The organism is Ruegeria sp. BB7 (assembly GCF_056539365.1).
The window spans coordinates 279,175-291,719 of sequence record NZ_JBQFUV010000002.1; the positions used below are offsets into that span (position 1 = coordinate 279,175).

The 12,545-nt window shown below is 56.3% G+C and carries 13 protein-coding genes; 4 read left to right on the forward strand and 9 right to left on the reverse strand.

Annotated features, from left to right (window positions below; all coding sequences use genetic code 11):
* The first annotated feature begins 11 nt into the window (after window positions 1-11).
* Window positions 12-1,214 (forward strand): RSP_2647 family RNA methyltransferase, encoded by a 1,203-nt coding sequence (locus ACR0D7_RS06540; RefSeq protein ID WP_480678265.1) that lies wholly within the window; start codon window positions 12-14, stop codon window positions 1,212-1,214.
* The gene (locus tag ACR0D7_RS06545) at window positions 1,211-1,753 is read left to right on the forward strand and encodes an RSP_2648 family PIN domain-containing protein (RefSeq protein WP_480678266.1); all 543 of its coding nucleotides are present in this window, start codon (window positions 1,211-1,213) and stop codon (window positions 1,751-1,753) included. The genes ACR0D7_RS06540 and ACR0D7_RS06545 overlap by 4 nt, the downstream gene beginning before the upstream one ends.
* Before the next feature lie 71 nt (window positions 1,754-1,824).
* Here ACR0D7_RS06545 and ACR0D7_RS06550 read toward each other — a convergent pair whose 3' ends face one another.
* The 7 genes from ACR0D7_RS06550 to ACR0D7_RS06580 all read right to left on the reverse strand — a co-directional run bounded on the left by ACR0D7_RS06550 (window position 1,825) and on the right by ACR0D7_RS06580 (window position 9,103).
* On the reverse strand, window positions 1,825-2,514 hold the full coding sequence (locus ACR0D7_RS06550) for a M48 family metallopeptidase (RefSeq protein WP_480678267.1): 690 nt from the start codon (window positions 2,512-2,514) through the stop codon (window positions 1,825-1,827).
* A gap of 135 nt (window positions 2,515-2,649) precedes the next feature.
* Window positions 2,650-4,794, reverse strand: coding sequence for a hypothetical protein (locus ACR0D7_RS06555; RefSeq protein WP_480678268.1), 2,145 nt, complete (start codon window positions 4,792-4,794; stop codon window positions 2,650-2,652).
* A gap of 171 nt (window positions 4,795-4,965) precedes the next feature.
* Window positions 4,966-6,150 carry a vWA domain-containing protein gene (locus ACR0D7_RS06560; protein ID WP_480678269.1) on the reverse strand — a complete coding sequence of 395 codons (1,185 nt, stop codon included), beginning with the start codon at window positions 6,148-6,150 and terminating at the stop codon, window positions 4,966-4,968.
* Between the two features lie 3 nt (window positions 6,151-6,153).
* Window positions 6,154-6,324: a hypothetical protein gene (locus ACR0D7_RS06565; RefSeq protein WP_170572188.1), complete on the reverse strand. Its 171-nt coding sequence runs from the start codon at window positions 6,322-6,324 to the stop codon at window positions 6,154-6,156.
* Window positions 6,325-6,327: 3 nt separating this feature from the next.
* Window positions 6,328-7,695 carry a DUF2927 domain-containing protein gene (locus ACR0D7_RS06570; protein ID WP_480678270.1) on the reverse strand — a complete coding sequence of 456 codons (1,368 nt, stop codon included), beginning with the start codon at window positions 7,693-7,695 and terminating at the stop codon, window positions 6,328-6,330.
* Window positions 7,692-8,141: an N-acetyltransferase family protein gene (locus ACR0D7_RS06575; RefSeq protein ID WP_480678271.1), complete on the reverse strand. Its 450-nt coding sequence runs from the start codon at window positions 8,139-8,141 to the stop codon at window positions 7,692-7,694. Before ACR0D7_RS06575 ends, ACR0D7_RS06570 begins: the two co-directional genes overlap by 4 nt.
* A 116-nt stretch (window positions 8,142-8,257) precedes the next feature.
* Window positions 8,258-9,103 carry an AAA family ATPase gene (locus ACR0D7_RS06580; protein ID WP_170382904.1) on the reverse strand — a complete coding sequence of 282 codons (846 nt, stop codon included), beginning with the start codon at window positions 9,101-9,103 and terminating at the stop codon, window positions 8,258-8,260.
* A 370-nt stretch (window positions 9,104-9,473) separates the two neighbouring features.
* Between ACR0D7_RS06580 and dksA the strand changes: the two genes are divergently transcribed.
* Together dksA and ACR0D7_RS06590 are read left to right on the forward strand one after the other, a co-directional pair.
* Entirely contained in the window at window positions 9,474-9,896 is a 423-nt protein-coding gene (dksA, locus tag ACR0D7_RS06585) for an RNA polymerase-binding protein DksA (protein ID WP_170329440.1), read from the forward strand.
* Window positions 9,897-9,967: 71 nt separating this feature from the next.
* Window positions 9,968-11,119 carry an FAD-dependent oxidoreductase gene (locus ACR0D7_RS06590; protein ID WP_480678272.1) on the forward strand — a complete coding sequence of 384 codons (1,152 nt, stop codon included), beginning with the start codon at window positions 9,968-9,970 and terminating at the stop codon, window positions 11,117-11,119.
* Window positions 11,120-11,123: 4 nt separating this feature from the next.
* On the opposite strand, the gene xth is transcribed toward ACR0D7_RS06590, so the two are convergent.
* Both xth and ACR0D7_RS06600 read right to left on the reverse strand, forming a co-directional pair.
* Entirely contained in the window at window positions 11,124-11,903 is a 780-nt protein-coding gene (gene xth / locus ACR0D7_RS06595) for an exodeoxyribonuclease III (RefSeq protein WP_480678273.1), read from the reverse strand.
* Window positions 11,904-12,183: 280 nt separating this feature from the next.
* Window positions 12,184-12,507 (reverse strand): HesB/IscA family protein, encoded by a 324-nt coding sequence (locus ACR0D7_RS06600; RefSeq protein WP_170572178.1) that lies wholly within the window; start codon window positions 12,505-12,507, stop codon window positions 12,184-12,186.
* Between the last annotated feature and the right edge of the window lie 38 nt (window positions 12,508-12,545).

The following is a 12,545-nucleotide window of genomic DNA, read 5'->3' on the forward strand; positions in this document are numbered from 1 at the left end:
ATGAGGGCGTCATGAACCAAGTCATCGACCGTCCCCGTATTCGACTGAAACCCAAGGCCAACGCGCGCGGATTGCGCCACGGCTTCCCTTGGGTCTACGCCAATGACATCGTCACCGACCGGCGAACCCGCAAAATCCCGGCGGGTGCTCTGGCTGTATTGGAGGACGAAAAGCGCGCACCAATTGCCCTGGTTGCGGTGAATCCTGAATCAAAGATCATGTGCCGCGTGCTGGATCGTGATCTTGACGCCCAACTGGACGCCGAGTGGTTTGAGACCCGCTTGCGCCGCGCACTTGAGATGCGCGAACGTCTGTTCGATGCGCCATACTACCGCCTGATCCATGCCGAGGCTGATGGCTTTCCCGGCGTGATCATCGACCGCTTTGGAGACGCGTGCGTAATCCAGCCCAACGCCGCTTGGGCCGAGGCGCATCTGGAAGTGCTCACCGACGCTTTGGTCCGTGTCACCGGTGTGACGACCGTTCTGAAAAACGCCTCGGGTCGTACACGCGGGCTTGAGGGATTGGATGACGTGAACCAGACCCTACGCGGCGAGGCCCCTGACGCGCCGCTCCCGGTGCCGATGAATGGCGCGACTTATATGGCTGACCTGACCGGCGGCCAAAAAACCGGCCTGTTTTACGACCAACGCCCAAACCATGCCTTTGCAGCTCGACTGGTCCAGCCGGGAGCGCAAGTGCTGGACGTGTTCAGCCATGTCGGTGGGTTCGGTCTGGCAATGCTGGCCAGAGGTGCCGGACGCGCCCTTTCCGTCGATGGATCGGCTGCCGCATTGGAACTGGCCGCGCAGGGCGCTGAGGCGTCTGGGTTCTCCGACTGTTTTCAAACCCGGCAGGGCGACGCTTTCGATGTGTTGGCGCAACTGGGCGAAGAAGGCGAGCAATTCGATGTAGTTATCTGCGATCCACCCGCTTTTGCACCTTCGAAACAGGCACTGGACGCTGGACTGCGCGCATATGAACGCGTTGCCCGGCTTGCTGCACCTCTGGTGAAGCCGGGCGGGTATCTGGGCCTGTGCTCCTGCTCTCATGCCGCCGATCTGGGTCGGTTCCGCGATGCGTCCTCGCGCGGGATTGGCCGCGCTGGTCGAAAGGCGCAACTGATCCACACAGGTTTTACTGGCCCCGACCACCCGCAACTGCCGCAACTTGCCGAAAGCGGGTACCTCAAAGCCGTGTTCTACCGGTTGTGAAGGCTGTTCTGGATACCTGCGTCATCTACCCAACGGTGATGCGAGAGATGCTGCTGGGCGCTGCTAAACTCGGCCATTTCACCCCCATCTGGTCAGACCGAATTCTTGAGGAATGGGCCCGCGCAGCGCGCAAACTTGGCCCGGAAGGCGAGACGCAGGCCCGTGCCGAAATTGCCTTGGCTCAATCGAACTGGCCCAAGGCGCAACGCACCGCTACTCCGGGTCTCGAACAACGCCTCTGGCTGCCTGACAGCGCGGATATTCACGTTTTGGCGACTGCCGTGGCGGCCTCGGCGGATGTCATCGTCACTGTTAACGCCAGGGATTTTCCCAGGAACATCCTCGCAGAAGAAGGCCTCGGCCGCCGCGATCCCGACGGCCTGTTGCAGGGGTTTTGGCAGACCGACCCGGACGGGATGACCGACACGGCCAATCGCGTACTGGCTGAGGCTAATCGACTGTCCGGCGAGCAATGGACCCTGCGCGGCCTGATGAAAAAAGCCCGCCTGCCTCGGCTTGGCAAAGCCCTGACGACCTAAACCCGGATCCAACTTCATCTGGCCAAAAATATCCCGGGGAGCGCGAGGGGCTGGCCCCTCGCTGCCTTGACCTAACCGTTTGTTCCCCAACGCTGCTCAAGCGTCTCCAGAGCTGCAATCCGTTCATCTGTTTTGGGATGGCTCAACAACCAGGCTGGAACAACTCCGGCCCGCTGCTGCGTTAAATTTTCAAGCTTGTGAAACAAAGACTTCTGCGGTCCGATCCCGATTCCAGCTTTGGTCAGCAACGCGGCAGCATATTCGTCCGCCTCGTATTCATCCCCGCGCGACAGGCGCGAAGCCAGAAGGTGTGTCAACATGTTGGCGATCCACGCCCCGATGAATGGAATGAACCGGTTCAATAGCATCATCAACGCAGCCCGCATTGCGTTTTGACCAGAAAAATCAATCATACGACGTCGTGCATGACCCAAAGCCACATGCCCCAACTCATGCGCGATTACGCTGGCCATTTCCTCGGCTGAGACCTCACCGTTTCGGAATTTTCGGTAGAACCCACGCGTAATGAATATTCGGCCATCTGGTGCAGCTAAACCGTTCACCGGATCGATTTCATAGATATACACTGGCACCCGGTCGATCTCGAGCGCGGCAGCCAGCCGGTCGGTCACCCGCTTGAGTGCAGGGTCAGCCAGTTCGGTCGATTTGGCATCCAGTTCCCGGTGTGTGCGCCAGACCGAAATCCGGTACATGACAACGGCGTATGCAATTGCCAGTAGAATGGGGGTAAGGCGTAACATACTTCAGATATGGGCAAGGAATACAGTTTAAGCAAGCTTGCAACTATGCCGGCTCACCTTTTCTTTAGCGTAGGCCGCCGCTTGCCCAACTTCGTGTATTCTGGGCCGACTTGTCTGCGCGACGGCTCTATGAGCTCAATCGTTCGTATCCGCCTTGCGCAACTCAGAGCCCAAAACGTCAAGCTTGTTGTAAAACTCCGGATCGCTTGGATCGAGCTCGGTTATTTCACGAATGATGTCAGCACTAACGCTGCTATATTCACTACCTTTCAAGATGCTCACTTCACGCGAAGCGACATCGGGATTCGGGCGGGGTTCATCATAGTCAACCACTGCGGTCCGATACGCTGCTATCACAGCGACCTCATCCTTGGAAAATGCGTAGCGCGGTCCCAAGGCACGCGCGGGGGGCTGATCGCGCAATTTAAAAGTTTCCTCAATAGTATTGGTCTTTGACGCGAGCGGAACACTGTATCTGTTGTTCAGGGGTTCTTCGCTCTCACTACCGGCACCGTCAAAATCCAGCTGATAGTCCGTGACCTCTGTCATATAGGCGTGGGCATTGGAATAGTGGTGATAGTCCGGGTTGTACGAGATGGGCTGTGTCGTAACCTCGTCATCGTAGTGATCACCTGGCTCCGGCAAATCCAAGTTCTCGTGAAAATCAGCCAGGGCGTCTTTTGTCAGTTCTGTGTCCTTAGAAGCTTCGAAAAAGGCATGTTCCGCTTCTTTCTGGGCTACCATGGTATCAACTCGCAGACCTTTTACGTCTGCGCGCAGATCATCGCGGGCTTCTTCATAGGCTTCCGCGTCCTGTAGTTCTTTTTCCAAGTCTTCTAGATCGTCGGCATAATTTGGATCACTCGGGTCAAGGTCGGCGATATCATCCGCAATTTCATCGCTACTGCGCCCGTCATAGCTTTCGTTCAAGTCACGCAGGTCGCGCCGGGCACCATACAAGTCGGATCGAAGGTCGTAATACTCATTTGCAGCAGACTGGTATGTGGCGATTTTCCCTACATTGCTGTTGGGGGCTGCGTTCCTTAGGGCTGGAGCTGCTGCATTCGACGCATTCAGGTTGCGCAATTTGTCCGAGCCGTAGGGATCAGTAATTGCCGCCACAAGTGGGTCGCCATAATAACGTTTCCCGCGGTGTTTGCCGCTATACTCGGCATTTTCATAGCGAAGCCGATAATCGGTTTCTGTTGGCTGATACTTTCGGGCTTGTGCATCGTGATGGTAACTCGGATCGTAACCTACTGGCTGTATCGTCACGTCGTCCTGATAGGGGGCCTTCGGTTGCGGTAATCCGAGGTTGGAATGAAAGTCTCCCAGCGCGTCGGGTGTTAATGTCTGCCCCTTGGAGGCATCAAAGAAAGCAGCCTCTGCTTGGTAAAGTGCATCTTTGGTTTCGGACTTAGTATCTGCGATATCCTCGTGCAGATCGTCTCGGGCTTCTTCATAGGTTTCCGCGTCTTGCAGTTCTTTTTCCAAATCTCTGAGATCGTCATCATAATTTGGATCGTTCGGATCAAGGTCGGCGATATCGTCCGCAATCTCTTCGCTGGTGCGCCCGTCATAGCTTTCGTTCAATTCACGAAGATCGCGCCGAGCATCATACAGGTCGGCACGCAAGTCGTAATACTCATTTGCTGCCGCTTGATATGTTGCGATCTTTCCTACGTTGCTATTGGGAGCCGCATTTCTAAACGCCGGGTAGGCCGCATTCGAAGCATTCAGGTTGCGCAGCTTGTCCGAGCCGTAGGGGTCAGTAATCTTTACCACAAGCGGGTCGCGATAGTAGTGTTTTCTGTTTCGCGTAACGGGGCGAATGGATTGTTCGAGCGGCGCAATTGAAGCCTTTTTGTTAGCCCTTCTTTGGGTTTTTGCCGAATTTCGTCTGGGCTTTGTTCTCTGTTTTGTGCCGAATAGTTCTTGAACATCCCGTTTGAATTCGCGCCCAAAGTCAGACAGCGAAGTTTTCTGCAGTTTCCCGCCGCCCGTATTTGAACTGCGCGCACCGTTGTTCTTGAGTTTAGCTCTCTTTCCGTTTTGAGTTTTCTGTGACTTCGGTTTGAACTGGTTTGCTTCGAATGCTTTACCGGCATTGTTGCCACCGCCGCCTTTACCTTTACCCTTGCCTTTCCCTTTACCGTTGTCACTTTTCGCAAAGGCGGTGTCAGGTGTCAGGACAAATGCGACAATAGCCACGGATGAACAAATAAGTGACGCGGATGTCACGGTAGAAATAAGAAAAGTCCGCAGATTTAAATTGATCATTTTAGCCCCCCAGCCGCAACCAAGGCTAAACATATCACAAAATTCGGATGCCTAGGTGTTTTTTAGTCAATTGTTTCAGAACTGTGGATAAAACCCTGTGGGGGCAGGGGTAATACGCGTTTTTGTTTCTGATTTTGACGATAATTTTGAAAACTGCCGGTCTGCTACGTTCTAGCGCGTCAGCTCTCGCATGCCCTGATCTAGCCCGGCCAACGTCATCGGCACCATGCGATCTTCGAAGATCTCTTGGATCATGCCGACGGATTGGGTGTATTTCCAGTATTTCTTAGGCGCCGGATTAATCCACAGGTTTGATGGCCATTGCTCGCGCGCTCGCTGCAGCCAGACCTGACCGGCTTCTTGGTTCCAATGCTCATTTGCGCCGCCAGGATAGGCTATTTCGTAGGGGCTCATCGAGGCGTCGCCGACGAAGATACATTTGTAGTCCGAGCCGTAGGTCCGCAGCACTTCATGTGTTGGGGTTTGTTGATCCCAGCGGCGGCGATTGTCGCGCCAGACACCTTCGTAGAGGCAATTGTGGAAATAGTAATATTCCAAATGCTTGAACTCGGTCCGGGCGGCCGAGAACAGCTCTTCAACTACCTTGATATGAGGGTCCATCGAGCCGCCGACATCCAGAAACAACAGCACCTTAACCGCGTTGTGACGCTCAGGCCGGGTTTTGACATCCAGATAGCCATGCTCGGCCGTGGCGCGGATGGTGCCGTCCAGATCAAGTTCCTCTGCCGCCCCCTCGCGCACCCAGCGGCGCAGGCGTTTTAGGGCCACCTTGATATTCCGCGTCCCTAGCTCAACTGTGTCATCCAAGTTCTTGAATTCGCGCTTATCCCAGACTTTGACTGCGCGTTGGTGGCGGCTTTCCTTCTGGCCAATGCGCACACCTTCGGGGTTGTAGCCATAGGCGCCGAACGGGGATGTCCCGGCTGTCCCGATCCATTTGTTGCCACCCTGATGGCGACCTTGCTGTTCCTTCAGGCGCTCACGCAGCGTCTCCATAAGCTTGTCGAAACCGCCAAGGGCTTCGATTTCAGCCTTTTCTTCTTCGGACAGGTGCTTTTCGGCCATTTTGGCCAGCCAGTCGGCAGGGATATCAATCGCCTCCAAAACCTGATCGAAGCTTATCTGGTCCAGACCTTCGAAACTGGCGGCAAATGCGCGGTCAAACTTGTCGATGTTGCGCTCGTCTTTCACCATCGAGACGCGGGCAAGGTAGTAGAATGCTTCGACATCATAGGTGGCCAATCCCTTTTTCATACCTTCCAGAAAAGTCAGATATTCACGCAAAGATACGGGAATGCCTGCTTTCCGTAGGTTTTCGAAAAAGGGTATGAACATTAGTTACACCACGAACCGGACAAGGATCAGCGACAGAACCAGGCCGATCAGGGCAAACCCAATACCATAACCCGCCGCATATTGGGCAATATCCGCCCCGCTGCCTTTGCGTTTGCGTGCAGTCAGGGCCCCAAGGATTGCCCCTAGTATCGCCATTCCCAAAACTACGACCATGCGTTATCCGCCTCTGTTGTTATTTCGGGGGCCTTCCGCAACGTCCTGCATCAGCGACCGAACCACCGTCTCCGAGCCGAACCCGTAGCGCGCCCATGCAAGGCTGTCCAGCCTGACGGAACGTGCCTGATCGGTCAGACCGGCCTGATTGAGCGCCTCAGATTTTAACAGCAAAAGAGTTGCCAGCTGCGACGCATTTTCGGCCCGCATCATAACGTCGATTGCCCTGTCCAATTCGGGTAGGGTTTCGGGTCCTTTGCCTCGTGCCAGTGAATAGGCGGCGGTTTGGGTGGTCACGTAAGCCTGATGAACTTCGGTCCCCGGGGTGGTGCGCAGGTATTGCAAGGCAATCTGATAGTTTCGCAGGGCTTCTTGCGGGTTGTCGAACTGCCCCATACGTCCCATCACATAATAAGGATAGGCGCGGCGATGGTCGGTCCAGCCTTGTTCCTGCCCGATCCGAGCGGCAGATTGGGCGGCCCGCAAACGCCGCTGATACCCCAATTGCGGCCGCAGAGATTTCTGAATTGCGTTGATCCAGTCGCGCGGCGTTTCAGATATCTGCTGCGCGGGCAGGGCGTCTCCGCGGGGATTCAGGCGGCTCAGGACGCCGGGCAGGACGGCCTGAACCTGTTCTTTGGTCATGCCACTGCGCAGTTCAGGTGAATAGGCCGCGCGGAGGATCAGCATGTCAAATCCGGTCAGAACGGTGTGGATGTTGTCATCGTTGAACACCGAATCCGGCAGGTGATACAGATCGTTCAGCGGCCCCAGCGCCTGGGCGATCTCTTCATGCAGGCAGTCACGCTTTTCCTGCGGACTGACGTCATAGGGGATGAAAATACCCAGACGTTCCCGGTTTCGCAGGCGGCTCCAGCTGCTTTTCTGTTTACGCCGGTCGCGGCTGTATTCTTCAAAACTCGACGAGTTTGGCACCACAAAGCAGGCCGCCTGTGGCAGGATGGCGTGAATCTGATCCTGACTGACGGCTTCGATAGTGATGTTGGCCAAGCCGTCCGAAATATGGCGGATGTCAATTCTGGCCTCGCGGCGCAGGCGGTTCAGTAACTGCGTCAGGTCGCGCTGCATCGAGGGTGTGGGTGTTCCGGTAAGGCGCACCGTGATCGGTGTTTCGAACCGTGTGAACACAGGGAGTTGGGCGCCGCCTTCCAGCGCGAAATGCAGCGAGACGAAATCCGCAGCAATATTCGCATTTGACCTAGCCGGAGGCGACGGTTGGGCGCGGGTGAACGCCTTGGCTGGAGGCAAGGTCTCTTCAATGGCTTTCACGCGAGTTGGCACCTCGGTCGGTTCCACCGTTGCGCAGCCTGCAAGTGCCACACCGGCAAGAAGAGCCACCCAGCGCATCATGGTCGTTGATATCTTATGAACGGCGTTTGCTTGCCTATGCGGTCATAGAGCTTGCGGGCGGTGTGGTTGAACTCTTGCGTTAGCCAATAGACCGAGGGGGCACCTTGTCGGTCGGCCTCATCATAAACGGCCTGGATCAGGGCTCGTCCCACACCAGTGCCGCGCGCTTGTGGCCGAGCGAAGAGATCCTGCAGATAGCAAACGGGCTCAACCTTCCAAGCATGGCGGTGAAAAAGGTAATGTGTCAGGCCAACCAATGTTTCATCTTGTTCCGCAACAAAACACGAGAAATCATGCGGATCGTCACCCAGTAGACGCGCAAAAGTAGTGTCATAGACTTCGTCTGGGACTGTCGTCTCATAGAAAGCCAGATAATCGCGCCACATGTCGGACCAATCTGGGCGATCTTCGAGCCGCAGCGCGCGGATGGTCAGTGTTTTAGCCAATCAGAATGCCCCGTCATGTCCGGTCAAAGATAGCCCGGCACAGCCGGGCCGCCACCTGCAATGCTGACAGTCAGACAGACCCAAGGCAAGCGGCGATCACCGGAAGTTCAAAAGGTTCAACGCTTACTGCGCGCCATAAAGGCCAGACGCTCGAACAAATGAACGTCCTGCTCGTTCTTTAGCAGGGCACCGTGCAGCTTGGGCAGGGCGTTGGCACCGTCACGTTTAAGGTCCTCGGCGGTCAGATCTTCGGCCAGAAGCAGCTTTAGCCAGTCCAACACTTCCGAGGTGGAAGGCTTCTTCTTCAGCCCCTGCGTTTCGCGAATTTCATAGAACTGCGTCAGCGCGGTTGTCAGCAGCGCATCCTTGATGCCCGGATGGTGGACTTCGACGATCCGGCGCATCGTGGCCTCGTCCGGAAAGCGGATGTAGTGGAAGAAACACCGACGCAGGAAAGCGTCGGGCAGTTCTTTTTCATTGTTTGAGGTAATGATGACAATGGGGCGGTTCTTGGCGCGGATCGTTTCACCAGTTTCGTAGACATGGAACTCCATTTTATCGAGTTCCTGCAAGAGGTCGTTGGGAAATTCGATGTCGGCCTTGTCGATCTCATCGATCAGTAACACGACCTTTTCGTCGGCTTCGAACGCCTGCCAAAGTTTACCCTTGCGGATATAGTTCGATACGTCATGCACGCGCTCTTCACCCAGCTGACTGTCGCGTAGACGACTGACCGCATCATATTCATATAGGCCCTGTTGCGCGCGGGTGGTGGATTTCACATTCCACTCGATCATGCGCAGCCCCAGCGCTCCGGCCACTTGCTTGGCCAATTCGGTTTTGCCGGTGCCGGGTTCACCTTTGACCAGCAGGGGGCGTTCCAGTGTCACAGCGGCGTTCACCGCAATGGTCAGGTCATCGGTGGCAACATATTCTGCCGTGCCTTGGAAACGTGCGGTCATGGGCCCCTCGTGTGGTTTCGCGCAATCTGTGCTGTTCGGGTTACAGAGGGGCGATGATTTTGACAAGCGGGCGACCGCGTCACGCGATGCAATTTTCGTAGCAACTCCAATCTCTTTTGTGTGATTCGGGACCCTTTGAGTGCCGCTCTGGTTGTGGTTTGCCCAAGTTTCGCCTGACATTTTTCACAGAAAAACAAGGTTTTGCTGTTACATGTCTCATATTTAGACAAGTCGATGCCGTAGCGTTTCAACACGACGTTTGTGTAGTGACATTCATACGCGCGTCGGATAAACGCACGGCAGAAGGGAGTGCCAAATGTCAGGTGAATCAATCGCAACCGACGTTTCTGGCCAAACCGAGGGAGCAAAAATGAAGCAGGAAGTTTTTCTGCCGGAGGATTACCGTCCGGCCGAAGATGAGCCTTTCATGAATGACCGACAGCTTGAGTATTTTCGCCGCAAGCTGCTGGATTGGAAGACTGAATTATTGGCGGGCAGCCGCGACACGATCGAAGGGCTGCAGGACAACACCCGTAACATTCCGGACGTTGCTGACCGCGCGAGCGAGGAAACCGACCGCGCGCTGGAACTGCGCACCCGTGACCGTCAGCGCAAGCTGGTGGCCAAGATCGACTCGGCCCTGCGCCGCATCGACGAGGGTGAATACGGCTATTGCGAGATGACGGGCGACCCGATCTCGCTGAAACGTCTGGACGCGCGTCCGATCGCCACAATGACGCTTGAGGCGCAGGAACGCCACGAGCGCCGCGAAAAGGTCCACCGCGACGATTGATCGCTGGGAAATTCGGGAATACTCGAACGCCGGGGCCTGTGGCTTCGGCGTTTTTGCGTTAAGCCGATGCCATGAATATCGACAGTCTGAAATTCAGTATTATCGGCGGCGGAATAGGGGGGCTAGCGGCTGCTTTGGCGTTGCAGCAACGCGGGGCGCAGGTGACTGTGCTAGAGCAAGCCCCGGCATTGACCGAAATGGGCGCGGGTCTCCAGATCAGCGCAAATGGGACGACGGTTCTGCGGGCGCTGAATGTAGTTGGGCAAGTGCCCGAGAATGGTCAGATCTCCCATGGTACGGTCTTGCGCGACTATCGCCGGGGCCGGATTATCAGCCATGTTCCTGCGCCCGCCGCCGGGCAGACCTATTACTATCACCGAGCGGACCTTCTGGATTTGCTGCACCGCGCGGCTGTGGCTACCGGCGTTGATATCCGCCTTGGCGCGCGGGTTGAGAAAGTGGTTAACCATCCCGGTGAAGCAGAGGTGGTTCTTAAGAGCGGCGCGCGGTTCCGCTCGGAATGTGCCATCTCAGCGGATGGGGGGCGCAGTGCGATCCGTCCTATCCTGAATGGGGTCGAAAATCCGCAGTTCACGCATCAGGTGGCGTGGCGTGCGATGGTTCCTTGGTCACACCGGGATCACTCTCCGCGCGCCTCGTTGACCATGGGCCCGGGGCGGCACGTGGTGACCTATCCGTTGCGCGATCAATCCCTGATGAATGTCGTAGCGATCGAGGAACGCTCGGACTGGCAGGAAGAGGGGTGGCGTCTACAGGGTGATCCGAACGACCTGCGTCAACGATTTGCCGATTTTGGAGACCCGGTGCGTGACATTCTGGCCGAAGTGGCAGAAACACATGTGTGGGCTCTGTTCTTGCGTCCCGTTGCGCAAAACTGGCAGGACGGACGCCTAGCCCTGCTTGGCGATGCCGCGCACCCAACGCTGCCTTTCATGGCGCAGGGGGCATGCCTGGCGCTAGAGGATGCCTGGGTTCTGGCCCGATCTTTCGAAGAACAACCCGGAGTGACCCAAGCCTTGGCAGCCTATGAAGCCCACCGTCGATCCAGAGCCAAACGAGTGGTTGCCGCCGCAGGCGCCAATGCGCGTAATTTCCATTTGCGCGGCCCGATGCGACTGGCGGCACAGATGGCGCTGATGGCGATCGGGGCGCAGTTGGCAAAGAAATACGAGTGGATCTACAGCTACGACGCGACGGCGTAAGCGGTCACAGGTCGAGGTCGATCCAGACCGGCACGTGATCCGAAGGCTTCTCGTGCCCGCGCACCGCTGAGTCAATTTGGCAGTCTCGCATCAGATCAGCAGCTTGCGGCGTCAGCAAAAAGTGGTCGATGCGAATGCCGTCGTTCTTGTTCCAAGCTCCGGCCTGATAGTCCCAAAAAGAATACTGGCCGGGGCCCTGAGTGCGGGTCCTGAACGCCTCGGTGAAGCCCAGATTGAGAATTTTGCGGAACGCCGCACGGCTTTCAGGACGAAACAGGGCGTCCTCACGCCAGGCATCAGGGCGGGCCGCATCCTCAGCTTGAGGTATAATGTTGTAATCCCCCGCCATAAGAGCAGGTTCCTCAGCAGCCATCAAATCGCGCGCGCGCTGATACAGTCGCTCCATCCAGGCCAGCTTGTAGTCGTATTTTGGTCCGGGCACGGGGTTGCCATTGGGCAAGTACAACCCGCAGATTCGAAGCGCCTGCTTGCCAATCACCGTGGCCTCTATCCAGCGCGCCTGTTTGTCATCTTCGTCGCCCGGCAAGCCACGAGACACGTCTTCAAGCGGTAGCTTTGACAGGATCGCTACGCCGTTGAAGCTCTTCTGGCCATGCGTTTCGACGTTATATCCGCGCTCTTCAAACATCTCGCGTGGGAAATTTTCGTCGATTGATTTGATTTCCTGCAGCAGTACCACGTCTGGTTGAGATTCATCCAGCCACCTTGGCAGAGCTTCGGCCCGCGCTTTGATGCCGTTGATGTTGAACGTGGCGATTTTCATGCGCGCTCCTCCGCTGGCTTGTCGCAACCTATCGCCCAGAACTGGTCCAACGGCAAGTCAGTTGGCGGGTTAGCGAGGCTCTGCCTCGCGCTCCGGGATATTTTTAGCCAGATGAAGAAACGGATTTTTAACCATTTTTGCGGAAAAATTGTAAGGCGGAACAGGCGGGGACGCCGATGACCGCGCCAGGTGAAGCTCTCTGGCATTGGTCAGAGAGCGGATCCCTCCTTCATCTGGCTGAAAATATCCTGGGGGTGTGGGGCAAAGCCCCCACTGGCGATTACATCGAGAAAGACGTGCCGCAGCCGCAAGACGAGGTGGCGTTTGGGTTTTCGATCACAAACCGCGCGCCAATTAATTCCTGAGTGAAATCGATTACCGCATTTTCCAGAAATGGTAGAGAAACTGAATCGACAATGACCTTCTGGCCCTTGCCTTCAAGAACCAGATCATCCTCTTTCGGCTCGTCCAGCGCGATTTCATATTGAAAACCTGAGCATCCGCCGCCTTCCACCGCGACGCGTAGGGCTTGCCCTTGATCCGCTGCGCCGATCTCGGCCAGGCGATCGAAGGCGCGTTCTGTCACTGTTGGGGGCAGATTCATGCCGGACTCCAAAGGTTTATTTATTGAACAACCTACAA